Genomic DNA, 21258 nt, shown 5'->3' with positions numbered 1-21258 from the left:
CTCCGGGGCGCGTGTTGCGTTTCCACGGCCCCGTGTTGCGGTCTCCGGGGCGCGTGTTGCGCTTTCGGGAACGCGTGTTGCGGTTCCGGGAACGCGTGTTGCGGTTTCCGGGGGTGGGTCAGAACGCCACGGAGCGCGGCTCCCGGCCAGGTGCCATGGCCGGGAGCTGCACTCCGTGGCGTTACGCGGGCCTGTCGGCCCCGACGACCCACATGGAGAAATACTGCGACCCGCCGCCGTAGGCGTGCCCGAGCGCGGTGCGGGCGCCGTCGACCTGGTAGTCGCCGGCCCGGCCCATGACCTGCTTGGCGGCCTCGGAGAAGCGGAGCATCCCCGAGGCGCCGATGGGATTCGACGAGAGGACTCCGCCCGAGGGGTTCACGGGAAGTCGTCCGTCGAGCGCGGTCTCGCCGGCCTCGGTGAGCTTCCATCCCTCGCCCTCGGCGGCGAATCCGAGGTTCTCCAACCACATCGGCTCGAACCAGGAGAACGGGACGTAGATCTCGGCGGCGTCCACATCGGACAGTGGATCGGTGATGCCGGCCTGCTTCCACAGGTCGGCGGCGGCGTCGCGGCCGGCGCGGGGATTGACCTGGTCACGTCCGGCGAAGGTGGTCGGCTCGGTGCGCATGCTGGTCGCGTGGATCCACGCGGGCGACGGGCAGGCCTCGGCGGAGCGTTCGTCGCCGATGACCATGGCGCACGCGCCGTCGGAGGAGGGACACGTCTCGTCGTAGCGGATGGGGTCCCACAGCATCTGCGAGGCGCGGACCGAGTCGACGGTGATGTCGGCCTGGCGCAGATGGGCGTGGGGGTTGAGGGCGCCGTTGCGACGGTCCTTGGCCGCGACCATCGCGCCGACGTGTTCCGGGGCTCCGGAACGGCGCAGGTACGAGCGCACGTGCGGGGCGAAGTACCCGCCCGCACCGGCACCCACCGGCATGGTGAACGGAACCCGGATCGACAGGGCCCACATCGCGTTCGACTCGGACTGCTTCTCGAACGCCACGGTCAGGACCCGCCGGTGAACCCCGGACTGCACGAGGCCGGCGGCCACGAGTGCGGTCGAACCGCCGACCGAACCCGCCGTGTGGACGCGAAGCAGCGGTTTGCCGTTGGCGCCCAGCGCGTCGGCGAGGAACAGTTCGGGCATCATGACGCCCTCGAACAGGTCGGGCGCCTTGCCGACCACGACGGCGTCGATGTCGGACCAGCCCACCTGCGCGTCGGCCATGGCGCGGTCGACCGCCTCACGCAGCAGGCCCGGCATGGACACGTCGGTGCGTTTGCTGCGGTGGTGGGTCTGTCCGGTGCCCAGTACCGCGGCGCGTTGCTTGGCCATGCCCTCAGCCCCTCTCCAGGACGGCGACCAGGTTCTGTTGCAGTGCGGGCCCGCTCGTGGCGTGACCGAGGGTGCGGCGGGCGTCGCCGTCGAGGATGCGCTGGGCGGCCTCGCCGATGCGGGCCAGTCCGGCCGCGAACATCGGGTTGCCCGTCAACGCACCTCCCGACGGGGTGATCCGCACGTCGTCGCCGAGTCCGAGTTCGCCGCGCACGATCAGTTCCTGGTGGGTGAACGGGGTGTGCAGCTCGGCGACCTCGACGCCGGCGGTGCCCACGGCCTCACCCGCGAGACGCGTGGACGGGGACCGGGTCAGGTCGCGCGCACCGAGTGCCGGGGTGTCGATGCGGTGGTCGATGCCGGTGATCACGGCCGGCCGGTCGGCGAGGTCGCGCGCTCGGTCGGCCGAGGCCAGCACGACGACGGCGGCGCCGTCGGTCACGGGCGCGATGTCGTGGGCCCGCAGCGGGTCGGCGATCGGCTCGTCGGCGAGCAGGGTCGCGACGTCGGCCTCACCGCTGATCTGTGCCCGTGGCGACGTGGCCGCGTCGCGCCTGCTGCGGACCGCGATCTCGGCGAGGTCCTTCTCGCTCCACAGTCCGGCGTCGAGCCCGGCCCGTGCCTGCAACGCCGCGATGCTCACCGCGTCGGGCCACAGTGGGGCCACGGTGTAGGGATCCAGCTGCAGGGACAGCACGCGCCGCAGCTCGCCCGCCGACGACTTGCCGAAGCCGTACACGAGCGCCGTGTCGACCTCGCCCATCCGGATCTTCAGCCACGCCTCGTACAGGGCCCATGCCGCGTCCATCTCGACGTGTGACTCGTGGATGGGCGGGAACGCACCGATCGCGTCGATCGCGGAGATGAACGAGAACGCCCTGCCCGCGAGGTAGTCCGACGAGCCGGAGCACCAGAAGCCGATGTCCTTTTTCGTCAGTCCGGTGCGGGTGTAGACCTCGTCGAAGATCGGCACGAGCATCTCGACGCCGTTGGTGGTGCCGTGGGTTCGCCGGACGTTCGGCGCCTGGGCGAACGCGACCACCGCGACTTCCGTCATCACTGGCCTTCCTACAGGTGGTGGGCGTACGACGCGTACGGCGCGTCGGGCTGCCCTGTGGGTTCGAAGTGCGCGATGTTCTCGAGCGTGGTCGACCACTCCTCGCGGGGCTTCCAGGCCGCGCGGACCCGCATGCCCATGCGCACCTCGGAGGCCTCGCACCCGAGCACGAGGTGCAGGAACGCGATGTCGGCGCCGTCGAGCAGGATGTAGGCGGCGACGTACGGGGGAGTGATGCGCTGGCCGAGGAACGGCACGTTGACGATGCAGAACGTCGTGACGATGCCGGTGTCCGGCAGCTCCACCTCGCCGGTGGTCGGCACGCCGCACGTCGGGCACGATCCGCGTGGCGGGATGTAGACCTTGTCGCAGCCGGGGCAGCGTTGCCCGAGCAACCTGCCGTCGGCGAGTGCGCGCAGGTAGCGGGTCTCCTCGATGGACGCCGAGTGCTCGTAGTTCAGGTGCACCGGCGTGATCACGGTCTCGACGGTGTCGCCGGATCGCTCGGCCGCCGGTGGTGCCTCGGGCGTGGGGGCGTCGTCGGGCGGTGCGTCGGCCGTGGAGGCCGGGACGAAGTACGCGATGTCGCGGATGTGTCCGACCGGTTGCTCGGCCCAGCGGACCCGCACGCGCAGTCCGGTGTGGACGAGGGCGGGGTCGCCGCCGGTGTCGACGGCGTGCACCAGAGCCGTGTCGGCGCCGTCGAGGCGCACCAGCGCCCATGCGAACGGCCGTTGCACGGGCTGGCCCGGCAACGGTTCGGACACCCACGCCCACGACACGACGGTGCCCTCGTCGGCGACGTCGACGAACTCGGTCAGCGGCTCGGCGCTGGTCGGGTCGTACTCGACGGGCGGGACGTGCACACGCCCGTCGGTGCCGCGCACCCCCACGATCCGGCGGCGGGTCAGTTCGGTCATGAACCGGCCCAGGACCGGCCCGACCGATCGGGTGTAGTCGAAGCCCACGTCGAGGGGCGCGGACAGCGGTGTCTCGGATTCGACAGCAGTCACAAGCAGAAGTGAAACACGTTCTCTATTTGTCCGGCAAGTGCTCACGCATATGGTGTGTGACGGGTTGCCTCTATGTGGAACGAGTTCTAGATTTGCCGTCATGACGTCGACGAGTGCCGCCCGATCCGGGACCGACCGCGCAGCCGAGACGATCGGACTGTGGAACATCGCCGCCGAACATCCCGAGCTGGTCGCGGCCATCGATCCCGACGGCACCGAGATCACCTACGGCCGGTTGGCGGCCAAGGCCAACACCTACGCCAGGGGACTGCAGTCGCTCGGGCTGGAGACCGGTGACGCGATCGTCGTGCTGCAACCCAACGGGGTCGAGCTGGTGGCCGCCTACTTCGCGGCGATCCAGTCAGGCCTCTACGTGGTCATGGCGAACTGGCACCTGACCGGCCCCGAGGTGGCGTACCTGCTCACCGACTCCGAGGCGAAGGCCTTCCTCGCGCACGAACGATTCGCCGACACGGCCGTCGCGGCCGCTGACGAGGCGGGTGTCGATCCCCACGGCAGGTTCGCCGTCGGCGCGGTGGACGGATTCCGCCGCATCGAGGAGCTCGGTGCGGGCGAGGGCGACGGCAGACCCGCCCGGCGTACGGCCGGCTCGCCGATGCTGTACACGTCGGGCACGACCGGTAAGCCGAAAGGGGTGCGCCGGCCGCTGACCGGTGCGGACCCCGACGGCGTCCCCGTGGCGTCGACGGGATTCTTCGCCATCTTCGGTATCGAACCGTTCGACGGGCACGTCCACCTGTGCGGATCGCCGCTGTATCACACGGCGGTGCTGAACTTCGTCGCGATCTCGATCCAATTGGGACACCCCGCGGTGCTCATGGACCGCTGGGACCCAGAGGAGATGCTGCGGCTGATCGAACGTCACCGCGTGACCCACAGCCACATGGTGCCCACCCAATTCCACCGGCTGCTCGCCCTGCCCGAGCAGACGCGGCTGCGTTACGACGTCTCGTCCCTGCGGGTCATGATCCACGGCGCGGCCCCGTGTCCCGACGAGATCAAGCGGCGGATGCTCGAGTGGTGGGGACCGGTCGTGACGGAGTACTACGCCGCGACCGAGGGCGGCGGCACCGTGATCAGCGGCGAGGAGTGGTTGCGCAAACCGGGATCGGTGGGCAGGCCGTGGCCGAACTCGACCGTGCGGATCCTCGACGACGACGGTCGCGAGCTGCCGCTGGGCGAGGTCGGGTCGGTGTACATGCAGATGGCGGGCTCGCGGTTCGAGTACCACAAGGACAGGGAGAAGACCGAGCGTTCGCGGGTCGGGGAGTTGTTCACCCTGGGTGACGTCGGCCATCTCGACGAGGACGGGTACCTGTTCCTGCGCGACCGCAAGAGCGACATGATCATCTCCGGCGGGGTGAACATCTATCCGGCCGAGATCGAGAACGAACTCGCCGTGCACCCGAAGGTGGCCGATGTCGCGGTGTTCGGCGTGCCCCACGAGGACTGGGGCGAGCAGATCAAGGCGGTCGTGCAGCCGGCCGAGGGGGTCGAGGGCACGGCCGAGCTGACCGAGGAACTCCTCGAGTACGCCCGCGGGCGACTGGCGAAGTTCAAGCTGCCGAAGAGCATCGACTACCGCGACGACCTTCCGCGCGACCCCAACGGGAAACTGTACAAGCGCCGCCTGCGCGACCCGTACTGGCAGGGTCGCGACCGCGCCATTTGAGCGGAATGCGTGACCTCGAGTCCTGTCGAGGTTCTATCGTCGGCTTCCTCGCCGGAGACCACGTGGGAGCGCACGCACGCCGTGCTGCGGCAGCAGCCGGGATTCCTCGACCGCGACGCGGGCATCGACGCCGACGTGGCCAACTACGTCGACCTGTCCGGCTGAGCATCGGCAGCGCGCCGCTGCGTCCGGAGGAACACCGGCTTGTCGAAGACGGTGTGGTCGATGACCCCGTCGGCGATCGGCACCGGACCGACCCATGCTGACACGCCCCCGGGGGCATGGCGGGGTCAGCGGGCGCGGAAGTTCGGGGTGCGTTTCTCGGCGAAGGCGCGCGGGCCCTCCTTGGCGTCCTCGCTGGCGAACACGCCGACGCCGTACCGCGACTCCAGCGTGAACGCCTCCTCCTCGTGCATTCCCTCGGTGTCGCGCATCGTGCGGAGGATGGCCTGCACGGCGAGGGGGCCGTTCGCGGCGATCACCTCGGCGATCTCCAGGGCCGTGTCCAGGGCGCTGCCGTCGGGGACGACACGGCCCACGAGTCCGATGTCACGCGCCTCGGTCGCGGTGATGTGCCTGCCGGTCAGCAGGATCTCCGCAGCGACCGTGTAGGGGATCTGGCGCGGCAGGCGCACCGCTGAACCGCCCAGGGGGAACAGGCCCCACCGCGCCTCCGACACACCGAACGTCGCGCTCTCGCCCGCGACGCGGATGTCGGTGGCCTGGAGGATCTCGGTGCCGCCCGCGATCGCGGGGCCTTCGACGGCGGCGACGAGTGGTTTGGTCAGCCGGCGGCCCTTGAGCAGACCGTCCATGCGGCTCGGGTCGAACGTGCCCTTGTCGAAGGCGTCCGAGGGGCGGTTGCTGTTCATCGCCTTCAGGTCCGCGCCCGCGCAGAACGCCCCGCCGGCACCGGTCAGCACGCAGCTGCGGATCTCGTCGTCCTTGTCGACCCGGTCCCACGCCTCGGTCATGATCGCGAGCATCTCGGCGGTGAGGGCGTTCCGTGCCTCGGGTCGGTTGAGCGTCACCACGAGCGTGTGCCCGCGTTGTTCCACCAGAGCGTGCGCCTCGGTCATATCGCTGCTCGCCTCGCCTTCCGTTCGTGTCGTGGGACGGGGACCGGTCACTCCGACCATTGCCCGGAACGATAACATGTTCTAGTTTGGTTGCGTGGCCTTCAACATCGCAGACCTGCTGGAGCACGCCGTCGACGTCGCGGGCGAACGCACCGCGGTCATCTGTGGCGATCGAAGCCTGACCTACGCCGAGCTGGACGAGCGGGCGAACCGGCTCGCGCACCATCTGGCGTCGCGTGGTGTCGGCGCGGGCGATCACATCGGCGTGTACTCGCGAAACTCACTGGAAATGATCGAGACGATGTTCGCGGCGTACAAGCTGCGGGCGATCGCGATCAACGTCAATTACCGCTACGTCGAAGCCGAGCTGCAGCACCTGCTCGACAACGGCGACGTCGTCGCGCTGATGCACGAGCGGCAGTATTCGCCGCGGGTGTCGGCGGTGCGGGGCGACCTGCCCAAACTGAAACACGTTTTCGTCATCGAGGACGGGTCGGACGTCGAGGCCCCTTCCGGTGCGGCGGCCTACGAGGACGCCGTGGCGTCCGGCCGCGCGGACCGGGACTTCCCCGCCCGCAGCGGCGACGATCTCTACATCCTCTACACCGGCGGCACCACGGGATATCCGAAAGGCGTCATGTGGCGTCACGAGGACGTCTTCCGCGCGCTCGGCGGGGGCATCGACTTCGTCACCGGCGAGTACGTCGCCGACGAGTGGACGCTCGCCGAGCAGGGCAGAGACGGTGCCATGGTGCGCCTGCCCGCCGCGCCGCTGATCCACGGTGCCGCGCAGTGGGCCGCGTTCGGCGCGCTGTTCGCCTGCGGCACCGTGGTGTTCGTCCCGCAGTTCGACGCCGACGACATCTGGCGGGCGATCGAACGCCATCGCGTCAACGTCGTCACGATCGTCGGCGACGCGATGGCGCGGCCGTTGCTCGACGCCTACCGGTCCGGGTCGTACGACGCGTCCTCGATCGTCGCGGTGTCGAGTCACGCCGCGCTGTTCTCGCAGTCGGTCAAACAGGAGTATCTGGCCGAGTTCCCGAACCTGGTGCTGACGGACGCGATCGGCTCGTCGGAGAGCGGATTCACCGGCATCGGCATGATGGCCCGCGACGCCGATCACTCCGCGGGTCCCCGTGTGAACGTCGGCAAGGACGCGGTGCTGCTCGACGATTCGGATGCCGTGGTCCCCGCCGAACCGGGCGCGGTCGGGCGCATCGGACGGCGCGGGCACGTCCCGCTCGGCTACTACAAGGACCCCGACAAGAGCGAGACCATCTTCGTGGAGGCCGGGGGCGTGCGTTACGTCGTGCCGGGCGACTACGCCCGCTACGAGGCCGACGGGACGGTCACGTTGCTGGGCCGTGGGTCGCAGTGCGTGAACACCGGTGGAGAGAAGGTCTTCCCCGAAGAGGTCGAGGGTGCGTTGAAGTCGCATCCGGACGTGTTCGACGCGCTCGTCATCGGCGTGCCCGACGACCGCATGGGACAGCGGGTGGGCGCGCTCGTCGAACCGCGGGCAGGGGCGAGTCTCGACCTGGCCGCGCTGGAGGCCCACGTGCGGGGTGAGATCGCCGGGTACAAGGTGCCGCGCAGCGTGTGGGTCGTCGACCACGTCGAACGGCTCCCCAGCGGCAAACCCGACTACCCGTGGGCGCAGCGCCACGCCGCCGGCCGTGCGCCCGACACGGAGAAGTTGACGGCCTAGTCACGGCCGCGTCCGGGCCCCGACGACCCCTCACGAGGAGGATGCGATGCGCACGACCCTGTGCGACACCCTCGGCATCGACCTGCCGATCATCGGCTTCACGCCGTCCGAGCACGTCGCGGCCGCGATCAGCCGTGCCGGTGGACTCGGCGTGCTGGGCTGCGTCCGGTTCAACGACGCCGACGAGCTCGACAAGGTGCTCGGCTGGATGGACGCCAACACCGGCGGCAGGCCCTACGGCGTCGACGTCGTCATGCCCGCGAAGGTGCCGGACGAGGTGAAGGGCGTCGACCCGGCCACGTTGATTCCGGCTGAGCATCGGGAATTCGTCGACCGCACCCTCGCGCAGCTGGGCGTGCCGGAACTGCCCGAGGGGCAAGGGCGGGACGGGGTGCTGGGCTGGCTGCACTCGGTGGCGCGTTCGCACGTCGAGGTGGCGCTGGAGCATCCGATCGCGCTGATCGCCAACGCGCTCGGCTCGCCGCCCGCCGACGTCATCGCCCAGGCTCACGACGCCGGCGTTCCGGTCGCCGCGCTCGCCGGGAAGGCCGAGCACGCCGCGCGGCACGTCGAGCGCGGTGTGGACTTCGTCGTCGCACAGGGCCACGAGGCCGGTGGGCACACGGGCGAGATCGCGTCCATGGTGCTCCTGCCCGAGATCGTGGACGCTGTCGGCGACCGCGCTCCCGTACTGGCCGCAGGTGGTATCGGCTCGGGCAGGCAGGCGGCTGCGGCACTCGCGCTGGGTGCCCAGGGGGTGTGGACCGGCTCGATCTGGTTGGCGACGCGCGAATACCTCGAGACGATGCCGGAGTCGGAGCCGATGCAGCAGGCGCTCGTGGCCGCAACGTCGGCCGACACGGTGCGCACCCGGATCTACACGGGCAAACCGGCGCGGCTGCTGAAGACGCGGTGGACCGAGGCGTGGTCGCAACCGGACGCCCCGGAACCGTTGCCGATGCCACTGCAGAACCTGCTCGTGGCTCCGGCGCACAACCGCATCCACGCCTCGTCCGACCCGTCGGTGGTGTCGATGCCCGTGGGCCAGATCGTGGGGCGGATGAACGAGGTCCGCCCGGTCGCCGACGTGGTGGCCGACCTCGCCTCGGGTTTCACCGACGCCGTCACCCGCCTCACCGAGATCAGCGACGCCTGAGTGCGTAGGCGAGTGTGCCTGCCGCGAGGACGGCGAGTCCACTGAGGACGGACACGGTCGGCAGGGTGGCCGCCAGCAGGACACATCCGGTGAGCCCCACCACGGGGACGATCCGGCGGCCGAGCGTGAACGCACTGGCGTTGGCGACCGCGTAGTACACCAGGACCGCGAACGACGAGAACCCGATCGCGCCGCGCAGATCGACCGTCGCCGCCACCAGCGCCACCACGATGCCGACCACGACCTCGGCCCGATGCGGCACGCCGTGACGCGGGTGCACCGCCGCCAGGCCGTGGGGGAGATGCCGGTCCCGCGACATCGCCAGCACCGTCCGGGACACACCCAGCACCAGAGCCAGCAGCGCGCCCAGCGCCGCGAGCACCGCGCCGATCCGCACGACCGGGACCAGGGCGGTCAGCCCCGTGGAGGCGACCGCCTCGGCCACCGGGTCCTGTGCGTCGGCGATGCCGTCCGGGCCCAGCTGCACCAGCAGGGCGAGCGCGACCGCGGCGTACACGGCGAGCACGAGGCCGAGTGCCCACGTCACGGCACGGGGGATGGTGCGCTCCGGATCGCGGACCTCCTCGGCCAGGGTCGCGATGCGCGCGTACCCGGCGAAGGCGAAGAACAACAGGCCGGCCGCCTGCAGCACGCCCAGCGGGCCGGTGCCCACCGTGACGTCCAGGCCGCCCGCGTCCGGCTCGCCCGCGGCGAACACGGCGACCACGGCGGCCGCGAGCACCAGCAGACTGATCGTCACCAGTACCGCGGCGGCCCGCGCCGACCGCTGCACCCCGTGATAGTTCAGCAGCGTCAACGCCGCCACGACGGCCGCCGCCAGCAGACCCGGCCACGGGCCCTCCAGGTTCGGCGCCGCATACGCCACGACGGTCAGCGCCATCGCCGCGCAGCTCGCCGTCTTGCCGACCACGAACCCCCAGCCGGCCAGGTACCCCCAGAACGGGCCGAGACGTTCCCTGCCGTAGACGTACGTCCCGCCCGAGTCCGGATACCGCACCGCGAGGCGGGCCGACGACGTCGCGTTGCAGTACGCCACCACGCCGGCCACGAGCAGCGCGATCGGCAACGCCGCGCCCGCCGCCGCGGCAGCCGGGGCGAACGCCGTGAACACCCCGGCGCCGATCATCGCGCTGAGCCCCACGACCACGGCCTGGCGAGTGCCGAGTCGGCGGGCGAGTCGATCCGCAGTCATCCCGTGCAACCTATCCCGTGGGCTGTTACGTCCAGACGAACATGAGATGGAAAGAGACGATCGCGGGCGCCGCGCTGGGCATCGGTGTGCTGGCCGCATGCGGGCAGGCCCCCGGCGACGCCCCGGCCGGCGGAGGGCACGAGCCGTCCGAATCGGCGTCGGAGGCGCTCAAGAAACAGCCGGCCGACCACGAGGCCCAGGACGGCCCCGTGCCGGCCGACCAGCTCAACGGCCGCGGCCTGCCCGAGGGGTTTCCGCGCGAGGCCACGGCGAAGGGGCGCACCCTGACCATCACCGCGCAGGAAGGCGGATGCGGCAAGGCCAGCGCCGAGGTGACCGAACAGGACGCCGACACCGTCTCCGTCCTGCTGGTCGAGACCGAGACCGCGGGCAAGATGATGTGCACGATGGACATCCGCTACCCGCCGGTCGATGTGCGCCTGGACGCGCCGCTGGGGGAGCGGACCCTTGTGCTGGAGCACACGACCCGCAAGGAGTGATCAGCGCCTAGCGTGAGCGCATGACACGACAGGTCAGCGTCAGCCGCACCGTCCCGGCCCCTGCGTCGGAGATCTTCGCGCTGCTCACCGATCCGGCCCAGCATCCGATCCTCGACGGCTCGGGCACCGTGCGTGCCGCACGCGAGGGCAACCCCGCCACGCTCGAGCTGGGGTCGCGGTTCGCGATGGACATGAAACTCGGAGCCCGCTACCGCATCACCAACACCGTCGTCGAGTACGAACAGGACCGGCTCATCGCGTGGCGGCACTTCTACGGCCACCGCTGGCGCTGGGAACTGAGCCCCCACGAGGACGGCACCACGGAGGTGACCGAGACGTTCGACTGGGCACCCTCGCTCGTCCCGTTCCTCATGGACCGCACACCGATCCCGCGTCGGAACAAGGCGGCGATCGCCAAGACGCTCGAACGTCTCGTCGGGCACTTCGCCGCGCAGTGACGTCCGGGTGTCCATCCGCTCCCGTCGGGGGGCGAGCGGATGGACACCCGGAGCCAGCCGCCGAAGGCCGGCGGACGTCCGGAACCTGCCGCTAGCGGAACGAGATCTGCAGTACCGGCTCGGAGGTCTCGGCGAAGAAGTCGTTGCCCTTGTCGTCGATGACGATGAACGCGGGGAAGTCCTCGACCTGGATCTTCCACACCGCTTCCATGCCGAGCTCGGGGTACTCCAGCACCTCGACGCTCGTGATGCAGTCCTTCGCGAGCCGGGCCGCGGGACCACCGATCGAGCCGAGGTAGAAGCCGCCGTTCTGCTTGCACGACTCGGTAACCTGCTTGGAGCGGTTGCCCTTCGCGAGCATCACCATCGACCCGCCCGCGGCCTGGAACTGCGCCACGTACGAGTCCATCCGGCCCGCGGTCGTCGGGCCGAACGAACCGGACGCGTAGCCGTCGGGGGTCTTGGCCGGGCCCGCGTAGTACACCGGGTGGTCGCGCAGGTACTGCGGCATCTCCTCGCCCGCGTCGAGCCGTTCGGCGATCTTGGCGTGGGCGATGTCGCGCGCCACCACCAGCGGGCCGGTCAGGCTCAACCGGGTCTTGACGGGCAACTGCGAGAGCTGCTGGCGGATCTCGTCCATCGGCCGGTTCAGATCCACCGGCACGACCTCGTCCGACAGGTCCTCGTCGGTGACCTCGGGCAGGAAGCGGGCCGGGTCACGCTCGAGCTGCTCGATGAACACGCCCTCGGAGGTGATCTTGGCCTTGGCCTGGCGGTCGGCCGAGCACGAGACGGCCACGCCGACCGGGCAGGAGGCGCCGTGGCGGGGCAGGCGGATCACCCGCACGTCGTGGCAGAAGTACTTGCCGCCGAACTGGGCCCCGATGCCGAACTGGCGGGTCATCTCCAGGACCTGCTGTTCCAGGTCCGTGTCGCGGAACCCGTGCCCCAGCGGGGAACCCACGGTCGGCAGGTTGTCCAGGTAGCGCGCCGAGGCCAACTTGGCGACCTTGAGGTTGAACTCCGCCGACATGCCGCCGACGACGATCGCCAGGTGGTACGGCGGGCAGGCCGCGGTGCCGAGGCTGCGCAGCTTCTCGTCGAGGAACTTGGCCAGCCGCTTGGGGTTCAGGACGGCCTTGGTTTCCTGGTACAGGAACGTCTTGTTGGCGCTGCCGCCGCCCTTGGCCATGAACAGGAACTCGTACGACGGGTCGGTTCCCTCGGCCGGGTCGGTGCCGTTCTTGTGGTACAGCTCGATCTGCGCGGGCAGGTTCGTGCCGGTGTTGCGTTCCTCCCAGAAGTTCACCGGGGCCATCTGCGAGTAGCGCAGGTTCAGGTCGCGGTAGGCCTCGAAGATGCCGCGGGAGACCGCCTCCTCGTCGGAGCCACCGGTGAGCACGCCCTCGGTCCGCTTGCCGATGGCGATCGCCGTGCCGGTGTCCTGGCACATCGGCAACACGCCGCCTGCCGAGATCGCGGCGTTGCGCAGCAGGTCCATCGCCACGAACCGGTCGTTGCCGCTGGCCTCGGGGTCGTCGACGATCGAGCGCAGCTGCTGCAGGTGCGACGTGCGCAGCAGGTGCTGGATGTCGGTGATCGCGGTGCGCGCGAGCGTGGTGAGTGCCTCGGGGGAGATCTCGAGGAAGGTGCGCCCCGCCGCCTCGACGGTTCGGACGCCTTCGTCGGTCACGAGCCGGTACTCGGTCTCGGTGTCCTTGCCGAGCGGCAGTACGTCGGTGTACTCGAACTGGGGGCTGGAAGAGGTCACGGCTGCTCCGTTGCGCGCGGTGGTGGGCGGTCATTCACGAAACGAGGTGACCGTACAACGGAACGCGATGCCGCCGGATGGGCAGGACGAGTCCGCGCGATGCAGATCACGCGGGGTGAGCCTGCGCGTCCCGGCGGAGCGGCAGGCGTACCGGCCACGCGGCGGGCGGCCGGACGAACGACAAGGCGAAAGACAAGACGAAGGCCGGGTCCCACCCCGAGGGACCCGGCCTTCTACAGGCAGCGACATGCTCCGTGGAAGCGCATGCCACGTTGCCCTAACCCCACTAGGAAGACGTCCGGTGGCGCGAAAGGTTGCGTCGTTCGCGCAGAAATGTTCGTACCAGCGTCTGACCTGGGGAAACGCCTGACGGCGGGGGCACGTGGCGTGCGCGCACGGGGAGGCGTCAGCTGGCGTAGGCGCGGAGCTTGTCGGCGCGCTCGCCCTGCCGCAGCTTCGTCATGACCTCACGTTCGATCTGGCGCACGCGCTCGCGGGACAGGCCGAAGTGCCTGCCGATCTGGTCGAGCGTGCGCGGCTGGCCGTCGTCGAGTCCGTAGCGCATGCGGATCACGTTCTGCTCGCGCTCGTCGAGCGTGCCCAGGACCCGGCGCATGTCGTCGTGCAGCAGTCCGGCGATGACGCTGCTCTCGGCGTCGGCGGCCTCGGAGTCCTCGATGAAGTCACCGAGCGGGGCGTCCTCCTCGTTGCCGACCGGCATGTCCAGGCTCACCGGGTCGCGTGCGTGGTCCAGCAGGTTCGCCACCTTCTCCACGGCGATGCCCGATTCGGCGGCCAGTTCCTCGTTGGTGGCCTCGCGGCCGTGCTTCTGGTGCAGGTCCCGCTTGATGCGGGCGAGCTTGTTCACCTGCTCGACGAGGTGCACGGGCAGGCGGATGGTGCGGCCCTGATCGGCCATGCCGCGCGTGATCGCCTGCCGGATCCACCACGTGGCGTAGGTGGAGAACTTGAAGCCCTTCGCGTAGTCGAACTTCTCGACGGCGCGGATCAGCCCCAGGTTGCCCTCCTGGATCAGGTCGAGCAGCGGCATGCCGCGGCCCGTGTAGCGCTTGGCGAGCGAGACGACCAGGCGCAGGTTGGCCTGCAGCAGGTGGTTCTTGGCGCGGCGGCCGTCGCGGGCGACCATGCGCAGCTCCCAGCGGCGCTCGTCGCTCAGGTCCTCGGCCGTGTCCAACAGGTGCTGGGCGTACACGCCCGCCTCGATGCGTTTGGCGAGGTCGACCTCCTCGGCCGCGCTGAGCAGTGCCGTCTTGCCGATACCGTTCAGGTAGACGCGGACGAGGTCGGCGGACGGTCCCTGTGCGTCGAGGTCCTCGACGACCGCGGTGGGTGTGGCCGTGACCGGAGCGGCCTCCTCCGCAGCGGTCGGTTCGACCGCAGTGACCGTGTCGACCGTGGGCATCGCCGCGTTGTGCTCGCGGGTGCCGCTGGCCTCACGTTCGAGAGTCTGGACGGTCATTCTGCCTCCCCGGATGGCGGGCTCGCGTGTGGTGCCACGCGGCGCGTGCACGAGCGGATGCCCGCCGCCTGTGTGTGTTGCCGCGCGTGTGTTCCCCAGAGCAGTCGATCAAGCCTGCGGAACCGTTACGCACCGGCCGGCTTCGTGGCCGGTTACCTCGAACAACGTCGGCCCATGCGAAATCGTTCCCGGGCTTTTTCCTCGCTGTGCAACGGGTCACGTTCGCGTTTCACCTGCGTGCGGAACGGAGTCGGGCGGGCGTGTGCCGGTGGTGTGGGCAGTGCGGCGGGGGAGGTGTCCGCCGGGCGCGGGCGGCGTGCCCGGGTGGTGAGGGGCGGGTGTGGTGCCGGTACGGGCGGGCGCTGTTGCCTCAGACCTCGACGAGCACGGTGAACGGACCGTCGTTCACGCTGTGGACCCGCATCATGGCACCGAATTCGCCGGTCTCCACGTGCGCGCCGCGCCGGCGCAGCGCGTCGACGACGGCTTGCACGAGCGGTTCCGCGTGGTCCGGCCGCGCCGCCGCCGTCCACGATGGACGACGGCCCTTGCGGGTGTCGCCGTAGAGGGTGAACTGACTGACCACGAGCAGCGGTGCGCCGGCCGACGCGGCGGACTCCTCGTCCTGCAGGATCCGGAGTTCGTGCAGTTTCCGCGCCATCGTGTCGGCTTTGTCCGACGTGTCGTCGGCGTGAATTCCCAGCAGTACCAACAAACCCGGCTCGGGTAACGCGCCGACGACCGCGTCGTCGACGGTCACGCGTGCCTCGGTGACGCGCGCGACGACCGCCCTCACGGCGTCGTCCCTCCGGCCGGTTCGAGCATGCCGTGCCGGACGAGTTCGCGGACCATCGGCACGGCCGCCTCGCGCAGTTCGTGGAACTCCTCGCCGTGTGCCGCGGCCAGCAGTCCGAGCAGATCCTCCAACGGCAGCATCCCGCGACATCCCGCCAGCAGGGCGGAGGCCAGCTCGTCCACCTCGTGCTGCCAGCCCGGACCGTCGGTGCGGTGCAGCCGCCGCACGGTCGTCTCCCACCCGTCGTCCGACGGGCCGTCGATGCGCTCCAGCACCACCGTGTCGGGCACGCGGAACGCCGTGCCCAGCAACGCCTCGTCGTCGCGGGGACGTAGCCAGTCGACGCGGTCGAGCCAGGCGGCGGCCTCGCCGCCCAGCGGGTCGTCGTAGGCCTGGCGCAGGTCCTCGCACACGATGGTCGGCGTGGCGTCTGCGTCGGCGTTCTTGCGCAGGGTGACGAACCCGAATCCGATGCCCCGCACGTCGTGGGAGGCGAACCACTCGAGCCACGCCTCGGCCTTGGCCAGCCCCTCAGGGGAACGCGGGTCGATGCCGGCGTCCCGCAGCCAGGTGCCCACGTACAGCGCGGGGTCGGCGACGTCACGCTGGACGAACCACGCATCGGTGCCGTGCGGCAGCCACCGGGTCACGCGGTCCGACCAGTCCTCGTCCCCGACGTGCAGCCACGAGGCGAGCAGCTGGCCGACGCCTCCGTCGGTGAGGAACGACGGCATCTGGCGCACCACCAGCGCGCTCGCGTCGTCGCCCGCGAGCCCGGAGTCGCGGTAGGTGTAGTCGACGCGCGGAGGGCCGACCACGAACGGAGGGTTGCACACGATCTGGTCGAACGTGCGCCGCGCGACGGGCGCGAACCACTCGCCCTCGAGCAGCTCGACGTCGAGCTCGTTGAGCGTGAAGGTCGCACGGGCCAGCGCCAGTGCACGCGGTGAGACGTCGGTCGCGGTGATCCGTTCGGCGTGCCTGCTGGCGTGCAGCGCCTGGACACCGTTGCCCGTGCCGAGGTCGAGCAACGAACCGACGGGACGCCTGCTCGTGGCGCGCACGAGGCTCAGCGACGCGTGGCCGACGCCCAGCACGTGCTCGCGGTCGACGGGCCTGCCGAGGTGGTCGGAGTCGAGATCGGCGATCACCCACCACGAGCCGGCCTCGTCGCCGTGCGGGCGGATGTCCAGGCCCGCCCGGAAGGCCTCACCCGCGGTACCCTCGGGACGGAGAATGCCCGCCGCGACGGCGTCGTCGGTCGACAGCGGGGACAGCGCCGCGGCCACCGACGTCGCGGGTTCCTTGCGGCCGAGCAGGAACAGCCGGATCAGCGCGCCCAGCTCGCCGGCGTCCGAACTGGCGTGCAGCGCGGGCAACGGCTCACCGCGGCCCAGCGCCGCGTGTGCGGCGCCGCCCAGGGCCGAGACCACCCCGTCGGCGTCGTAGCCACAGCGGCGGAAGGCCTCGCGCAGCCGCGCGAGTACGTCGGACGTGAGTTCGGGCAAGGCACTGTGCGCACTGTTCACAGTGGGTCATCGTCGCACGCCCGTCCGGCCGGGGCGCGGTCACCGGCGGTGGTGTGGCCTCCCCGCCTGTCCGGACGGCCGCCGTGGTGGGACGATGGATCGGTGGAGGTGAGGTCGGTGGAAGAACGCGACAGGTCCGGCGACCCGGTTCTGATCACCGAGGCCGCGCCCTCCTACGACGACGAGCTCGCGGCCCGCAAGCGCAAGTACATGTTCACCATGGGCATGCGGTTCCCGTGCCTGATCCTGGCCGGGATCTTCTACCAGACGTGGTGGCTCGCGCTGGCCCTGTTGGTGCTGTCGATCCCGTTGCCGTGGGTCGCCGTGCTGATCGCGAACGACCGGCCGCCTCGCAAGTCCGAGGAGGCCAACCGGTACCAGCGCGAGCACAGGAAGATCGAGGCGGCGCCGGAACCGGCCATCGAGCCGCACCAGGTGATCGACGTGGACGCCCCCGCCGACGGGCAGGGCACGGATCGGCCTGCCGGCGGCTGACCGCTCACGAGCCGCGAGGACCGCGGTGCCTGCGGACCGTGCGGTCAGGCGTGCAGTGTCTCCGGAGCAGGCTGGGCGCCGACCCGGCCGACGACCGCGGCACCCATCCGGACCCCCGCTTCCAGACGCCGGTGCACCGGTTCCCCGCGCAGCCACGCGGTGAGCAGTCCCGCGTTGAACGCGTCGCCGGCACCGGTGCTGTCCACGCAGTCCACCGGTTGTGCGGGCACGGCCTGGATGCCGTCGCCGTCCACCCAGCTGGCGCCGTCGAGGCCGGTGGTCACCGCGACCGCGCCCACGTGGGTGAGCAGTGTCGACGCCGACTCCGGCGACCCGTCACCGGTCAGCGCCGCCAGTTCGGCGGCGTTCGGCAGCAGCAGGTCGACGCCGCGGACGTCGGCCAGGAACGCGTCCGGGTCGGTGATGAGCGCCGCGGCCTGGGGATCGACCGACGTGGTCAGCCCCGCGGCCCGCGCGGCCTCCAGCGCGGCCAGCCCCGCAGGCCGGGAGGACGGGTCGAGCAGCACGTAGCCGGACAGGTGCAGATGCTCGGCCCCGGCGAAGGCGGTCGGGGCCACCCGTTCGACGTCCGACGGGCTGAACCGCTTGTTCGCGCCGCGGTCGGGCAGCATCGTCCGCTGGCCGTCGGCGTCGACGAGCACCACCACGCAGCATGTGGTCGCCTCGGCGTCGACCGCGAACGCGCAGTGCACGCCCGCCGTCTCCAGTTCCGCGCGCAGGAGGCGGCCGCCGGGGTCGTCGCCGACCCGGGCCATCAGGACCGCCTCGGCGCCCGCGGCCCGCAGCCACAGCGCCGTGTTGGCGCCCGCTCCGCCACCGGTCAGCCCGACGCGGGCGCGGGTGTCACCGCCGTGCACGAGCGGCCCGTCGTGCCGGGCCACGACGTCCAGGCCGGCGTCTCCGACCACGACGATCCTCATCGGGCGAGCTCCACGGCGACCCGGGCGGCGAGCGCGGCGTTCGCGACGACGAGTTCCTCGTTCGCGTCGAGGCTCACCCCGTTCGAGGCGGTGTGGAAGTGCTCGAGGAGCACGGGGGTGACGTCGGCGCCGGTGGTGCCCGCCCGGGCGACCTTCTCGAGCCCCTCGGCCAGCAGCCGGTCGTGCAGGTCGCGGTCCATCTCGGCGGTCTCGGGCACGGGATTGGCCAGCAGCACACCCGACGGTGACAGCGCACGGTGCGCGGCGACCACGGCGGCGACCTGCTCCGGATCGTCGACGCGGTGCGGCACGGGGAGCCCGGAGGAGCGCAGGTAGAAGGCGGGGAACTCGTCGACGCCGTAGCCCAGGACCGGCACCGATCCGGTCTCCAGGACCTCCAGGGTGGCGGGGATGTCGAGGATCGACTTCATGCCCGAGCACACGACCAGCACCGGGACGCGGCCGAGGACGCCGAGGTCGGCCGAGACGTCCCACGTGGCGGTCTCGCCGGGCGCGGGCAGGTGCACCCCACCGATGCCACCGGTGGCGAAGACCCCGATGCCGGCGGCGTGGGCCAGCACCGAGGTACTGGCGACCGTCGTCGCCCCGGAGGTGCCGCCGGCCAGCGCGGGACCCAGGTCGCGGGCCGAAAGCTTGTCGAGGTCGGCATCGGCGGCGCACACGCGCTCCAGCTGGGGCCGCGTGAGCCCGACGAGCGCGCGGCCGTCGAGCACGGCGATCGTCGCGGGAACCGCGCCGGCCGCACGCACGGTGTCCTCGAGTCGCTCGCCGACCCGGAGATTGCGCCCCGGCGGAAGTCCGTGCGAGAGGATCGTGCTCTCGAGGGCGACGACGGGGCGTCCGGCCTCCAGCGCGTCGGCGACCTCGTCCGACGGCGTCACGGGTACGGAGGCGGCAGGGCGGGATGTACTCGTCACGGTGCGCAATCCTGGCCCATCGGTCCGCCCGCCGGGGGCCGCGGGTGGCAAACTGTGCCTATGAGCACTGCAACACTGCCTGATGTCGACACTCGCCCCGAGGGCACCGAGAGCACCGAGGACGACCGGCCCGAGGTGTTCCACTACGTGAAGAAGAACAAGATCGCCGAGAGCGCGGTCATGGGCACGCACGTGGTGGCGCTGTGCGGTGAGGTGTTCCCCGTGACCAAGTCGGCCAAGCCCGGCTCGCCGGTGTGCCCCGACTGCAAGAAGATCTTCGAGAACCTCCCGCCCGGCGGCGACGAGTAGGCCGCCGCGCCTCTCCCGGCTCCGCCGGGCCGGTTCACACGCTCACCCGCCGGGTTTGCCCTCGGCGGGTGAGTCGGGTGTACCGGGCGTGCCGGTCTGCCCCCGGTCCTTGCCGTGGAGCGTCTGGCGGTGGGGTGTCTCGCGGTGGGGTTTCTGGCCGGGGGGTGCAGTGCCGTTGGGCGCGTCGTGGTCGGGCGCCGGGATGTCGGACGCCGGCGAGCCGCTCCCGGACTCGGTGTCCGCGCCGGTTCCGGATTCGGAACCGGATTCGGAACCGGATTCGGAACCGGAGCTGTTCTCGGTGCCGGCCGCGCCGCCGTTCCTGCGCGGCCTGCGCAGCGGGATCGTGGTGCGCTCCCACAGGCTCGGACCCGACTGCGCCTTGAGCCGTTCGGCGGCCCGTTCCCGTTCGAGCCGTTGCCAGGCGCGGCGTTGCCTGCGCGTGGGCTTGGCGGGCCACAGTTCCTGGATGGCGCTGTTGAAGTAGGCGCCCGCGACGATCGCCAGCCCGATGAAGAAGGCGAACAACAGGAACGCGATCGGGGTGGCCAGTGCGCCGTAGGTGTAGCCGGTGGTGGTGATCCAGCCGATGTACAGGCGCAGGCCGACGCTGGAGAGCAGGAAGATCACCATGGCCAGCACCGCACCCGGCAGGCCGCGGTGCCACGGCAGCTTCCGCGGCAGGGACAGCTTGTACAGCGTGGCCAGGGCCAGCACCAGGATGAGCGCGACGGTCGGGTAGTAGAGTCTGCCGACCCACTCGGCGATCGTCGGCCGCCATCCTTCGGGGAAGAACTCCGGCAGCAGTTCGGGGCCGATCGCGATGATCGGCAGGCCGATCACCAGCAGCGCCAGGCTCGCCATGTACAGCAGCAGCGCGAAGATCCGCTGCCACACCTCGTTGCGTACCCCGTACTGGTCGTGGGCGACGGTGATCGCGTCGACGAACGACGACATCGCCGACGATCCCGCCCACAGCGAGATCAGGAAGCCCACGGACACGATCTCGCCCTTGCCGGTGGTGAGGATGTCGTCGACCGTCGGTTCGATGATCCGGTGGACGACGCTCTCGGAGAAGATCGTGTCGGTGAAGCCGATGATGTTGTCGTGCACCTGTTGCACGACGCGCTGGCCGAACCAGTCGCCGATGTACCCGATGGAGCCCAGCAGCCCCAGCAGCAACGGCGGCAGGGACAGGGTCTGCCAGAACGCGGCCTCGGCGGCCTCGGAGAAGATGTTGCCTTCCCACGCCTTGTTCATGGTGCGGCCGAGCAGGCGCAGTGGTCCCTTGCGCTTGACCTTGGCCTTCGGCGCAGGGCGGGACGCGCCCTCGCCGGACCTGCCGGTCCCGCCGGTCCCGCCGGAGCCGCGGGGGCCCTCGGGACCGTCTGGGCCCTCGTCGCCGGAGGCGCGGTGCGTGTGCTGTCCGTTCATGGCGGGTCCCAGCATGGTCCATCCGGTTCGCGACGGCGCGTCCGGCCATGCGATCGGGGCTCGGCGTGTCGCACGAAAAGGCCGTGGCAGTGCCCTCGCGGTGGCGTCGGCGGCCGTGGGCGAGGCCGGGACTCGTCGGACCGGCCAGGTACTCTTTCCGACGCGCCCTCACCACGACGGCCGCCGCCGGAGCCGGCCTGCCGCGTGAGGGTTTTGCTGTGTGACGACCGTGGCCAGGGCGGCCGCCGGGCGGGGGAGAGGCCCAGGTTCCGGTCGTCGGCGCAGGTCATCGGTCCTGGTGGGAAGGGGAGTGCATCGGCTTTGTCGGCGACGTCAGGCCATG

Annotated in this window: 20 protein-coding genes; 8 read left to right on the top strand and 12 right to left on the bottom strand. The window is 70.9% G+C overall.

The window, feature by feature from the left end:
- Window positions 1–181 precede the first annotated feature (181 nt).
- The 3 genes from IF64_RS0118630 to IF64_RS0118620 are packed head-to-tail and all read right to left on the bottom strand — an operon-like array spanning window position 182 to window position 3412.
- Window positions 182–1342, bottom strand: coding sequence for a thiolase domain-containing protein (locus IF64_RS0118630; protein WP_030533427.1), 1161 nt, complete (start codon window positions 1340–1342; stop codon window positions 182–184).
- Between the two features lie 4 nt (window positions 1343–1346).
- A complete protein-coding gene (locus tag IF64_RS0118625; protein ID WP_030533426.1) occupies window positions 1347–2399 on the bottom strand; it encodes a thiolase domain-containing protein in 1053 nt (350 codons plus the stop codon).
- An 11-nt stretch (window positions 2400–2410) separates the two neighbouring features.
- Entirely contained in the window at window positions 2411–3412 is a 1002-nt protein-coding gene (locus IF64_RS0118620; protein ID WP_036877136.1) for a Zn-ribbon domain-containing OB-fold protein, read from the bottom strand.
- 100 nt (window positions 3413–3512) lie between these two features.
- On the opposite strand from IF64_RS0118620, the gene IF64_RS0118615 reads away from it, so the two are divergent.
- Both IF64_RS0118615 and IF64_RS27230 read left to right on the top strand, forming a co-directional pair.
- Complete coding sequence (locus IF64_RS0118615; protein ID WP_051757978.1) at window positions 3513–5105, top strand: acyl-CoA synthetase; 1593 nt, start codon at window positions 3513–3515, stop codon at window positions 5103–5105.
- A gap of 9 nt (window positions 5106–5114) precedes the next feature.
- Window positions 5115–5270: a hypothetical protein gene (locus IF64_RS27230; protein ID WP_157575526.1), complete on the top strand. Its 156-nt coding sequence runs from the start codon at window positions 5115–5117 to the stop codon at window positions 5268–5270.
- A 125-nt stretch (window positions 5271–5395) separates the two neighbouring features.
- Here the strand turns inward: IF64_RS27230 and IF64_RS0118605 are convergent, their stop codons facing one another.
- The gene (locus IF64_RS0118605; protein ID WP_030533423.1) at window positions 5396–6184 is read right to left on the bottom strand and encodes a crotonase/enoyl-CoA hydratase family protein; all 789 of its coding nucleotides are present in this window, start codon (window positions 6182–6184) and stop codon (window positions 5396–5398) included.
- A gap of 94 nt (window positions 6185–6278) precedes the next feature.
- Between IF64_RS0118605 and IF64_RS0118600 the strand changes: the two genes are divergently transcribed.
- Window positions 6279–7895 (top strand): acyl-CoA synthetase, encoded by a 1617-nt coding sequence (locus IF64_RS0118600; RefSeq protein ID WP_030533422.1) that lies wholly within the window; start codon window positions 6279–6281, stop codon window positions 7893–7895.
- Between the two features lie 46 nt (window positions 7896–7941).
- Entirely contained in the window at window positions 7942–9051 is a 1110-nt protein-coding gene (locus IF64_RS0118595) for an NAD(P)H-dependent flavin oxidoreductase (RefSeq protein WP_030533421.1), read from the top strand.
- Here IF64_RS0118595 and IF64_RS0118590 read toward each other — a convergent pair.
- Window positions 9038–10264: an APC family permease gene (locus tag IF64_RS0118590; protein ID WP_030533420.1), complete on the bottom strand. Its 1227-nt coding sequence runs from the start codon at window positions 10262–10264 to the stop codon at window positions 9038–9040. The genes IF64_RS0118595 and IF64_RS0118590 overlap by 14 nt on opposite strands.
- A gap of 41 nt (window positions 10265–10305) precedes the next feature.
- Here IF64_RS0118590 and IF64_RS0118585 point away from each other — a divergent pair, with 41 nt between their 5' ends.
- Window positions 10306–10764, top strand: a complete 459-nt coding sequence (locus IF64_RS0118585) for a hypothetical protein (protein ID WP_030533419.1) — start codon at window positions 10306–10308, stop codon at window positions 10762–10764.
- A 20-nt stretch (window positions 10765–10784) separates the two neighbouring features.
- The gene (locus IF64_RS0118580; RefSeq protein WP_030533418.1) at window positions 10785–11222 is read left to right on the top strand and encodes an SRPBCC family protein; all 438 of its coding nucleotides are present in this window, start codon (window positions 10785–10787) and stop codon (window positions 11220–11222) included.
- Between the two features lie 91 nt (window positions 11223–11313).
- On the opposite strand, the gene IF64_RS0118575 is transcribed toward IF64_RS0118580, so the two are convergent.
- The 4 genes from IF64_RS0118575 to IF64_RS0118560 all read right to left on the bottom strand — a co-directional run bounded on the left by IF64_RS0118575 (window position 11314) and on the right by IF64_RS0118560 (window position 16798).
- Window positions 11314–12993, bottom strand: a complete 1680-nt coding sequence (locus IF64_RS0118575; protein ID WP_030533417.1) for a fumarate hydratase — start codon at window positions 12991–12993, stop codon at window positions 11314–11316.
- A gap of 406 nt (window positions 12994–13399) precedes the next feature.
- Window positions 13400–14473, bottom strand: a complete 1074-nt coding sequence (locus IF64_RS0118570) for a sigma-70 family RNA polymerase sigma factor (RefSeq protein WP_030533416.1) — start codon at window positions 14471–14473, stop codon at window positions 13400–13402.
- 370 nt (window positions 14474–14843) lie between these two features.
- A complete protein-coding gene (dtd, locus tag IF64_RS0118565; RefSeq protein ID WP_030533415.1) occupies window positions 14844–15269 on the bottom strand; it encodes a D-aminoacyl-tRNA deacylase in 426 nt (141 codons plus the stop codon).
- Complete coding sequence (locus IF64_RS0118560) at window positions 15266–16798, bottom strand: DUF7782 domain-containing protein (RefSeq protein ID WP_425468426.1); 1533 nt, start codon at window positions 16796–16798, stop codon at window positions 15266–15268. The genes dtd and IF64_RS0118560 overlap by 4 nt, the downstream gene beginning before the upstream one ends.
- Window positions 16799–16915: 117 nt before the next feature.
- Here IF64_RS0118560 and IF64_RS0118555 point away from each other — a divergent pair, with 117 nt between their 5' ends.
- The gene (locus tag IF64_RS0118555; protein ID WP_425468427.1) at window positions 16916–17293 is read left to right on the top strand and encodes a DUF3099 domain-containing protein; all 378 of its coding nucleotides are present in this window, start codon (window positions 16916–16918) and stop codon (window positions 17291–17293) included.
- A gap of 44 nt (window positions 17294–17337) precedes the next feature.
- On the opposite strand, the gene IF64_RS0118550 is transcribed toward IF64_RS0118555, so the two are convergent.
- Both IF64_RS0118550 and IF64_RS0118545 read right to left on the bottom strand, forming a co-directional pair.
- Window positions 17338–18234, bottom strand: coding sequence for a carbohydrate kinase family protein (locus IF64_RS0118550; RefSeq protein ID WP_030533412.1), 897 nt, complete (start codon window positions 18232–18234; stop codon window positions 17338–17340).
- Window positions 18231–19172: a pseudouridine-5'-phosphate glycosidase gene (locus tag IF64_RS0118545; RefSeq protein ID WP_030533411.1), complete on the bottom strand. Its 942-nt coding sequence runs from the start codon at window positions 19170–19172 to the stop codon at window positions 18231–18233. The genes IF64_RS0118550 and IF64_RS0118545 overlap by 4 nt, the downstream gene beginning before the upstream one ends.
- A gap of 60 nt (window positions 19173–19232) precedes the next feature.
- On the opposite strand from IF64_RS0118545, the gene IF64_RS0118540 reads away from it, so the two are divergent.
- Window positions 19233–19481 carry a DUF3039 domain-containing protein gene (locus IF64_RS0118540; protein WP_030533410.1) on the top strand — a complete coding sequence of 83 codons (249 nt, stop codon included), beginning with the start codon at window positions 19233–19235 and terminating at the stop codon, window positions 19479–19481.
- 42 nt (window positions 19482–19523) lie between these two features.
- Here IF64_RS0118540 and IF64_RS0118535 read toward each other — a convergent pair whose 3' ends face one another.
- Window positions 19524–20930 carry a YihY/virulence factor BrkB family protein gene (locus IF64_RS0118535; RefSeq protein WP_425468428.1) on the bottom strand — a complete coding sequence of 469 codons (1407 nt, stop codon included), beginning with the start codon at window positions 20928–20930 and terminating at the stop codon, window positions 19524–19526.
- Window positions 20931–21258: the final 328 nt, after the last annotated feature.

The organism is Prauserella rugosa (genome assembly GCF_000719975.1).
Taxonomy (GTDB): domain Bacteria; phylum Actinomycetota; class Actinomycetes; order Mycobacteriales; family Pseudonocardiaceae; genus Prauserella; species Prauserella rugosa.
The sequence above is the reverse complement of the archived record's forward strand: the minus strand, read 5'-3'. Positions and strand labels throughout refer to the sequence as shown.

Coding starts and splice junctions, on each gene's coding strand:
- IF64_RS0118630 (WP_030533427.1), bottom strand. CDS start 1,342: ATGGCCAAGCAACGCGCCGCGGTACTGGGCACCGGACAGACCCACCAC.
- IF64_RS0118625 (WP_030533426.1), bottom strand. CDS start 2,399: ATGACGGAAGTCGCGGTGGTCGCGTTCGCCCAGGCGCCGAACGTCCGG.
- IF64_RS0118615 (WP_051757978.1), top strand. CDS start 3,513: ATGACGTCGACGAGTGCCGCCCGATCCGGGACCGACCGCGCAGCCGAG.
- IF64_RS0118605 (WP_030533423.1), bottom strand. CDS start 6,184: ATGACCGAGGCGCACGCTCTGGTGGAACAACGCGGGCACACGCTCGTG.
- IF64_RS0118595 (WP_030533421.1), top strand. CDS start 7,942: ATGCGCACGACCCTGTGCGACACCCTCGGCATCGACCTGCCGATCATC.
- IF64_RS0118590 (WP_030533420.1), bottom strand. CDS start 10,264: ATGACTGCGGATCGACTCGCCCGCCGACTCGGCACTCGCCAGGCCGTG.
- IF64_RS0118585 (WP_030533419.1), top strand. CDS start 10,306: ATGAGATGGAAAGAGACGATCGCGGGCGCCGCGCTGGGCATCGGTGTG.
- IF64_RS0118580 (WP_030533418.1), top strand. CDS start 10,785: ATGACACGACAGGTCAGCGTCAGCCGCACCGTCCCGGCCCCTGCGTCG.
- IF64_RS0118570 (WP_030533416.1), bottom strand. CDS start 14,473: ATGACCGTCCAGACTCTCGAACGTGAGGCCAGCGGCACCCGCGAGCAC.
- IF64_RS0118550 (WP_030533412.1), bottom strand. CDS start 18,234: ATGAGGATCGTCGTGGTCGGAGACGCCGGCCTGGACGTCGTGGCCCGG.
- IF64_RS0118540 (WP_030533410.1), top strand. CDS start 19,233: ATGAGCACTGCAACACTGCCTGATGTCGACACTCGCCCCGAGGGCACC.
- IF64_RS0118535 (WP_425468428.1), bottom strand. CDS start 20,930: ATGCTGGGACCCGCCATGAACGGACAGCACACGCACCGCGCCTCCGGC.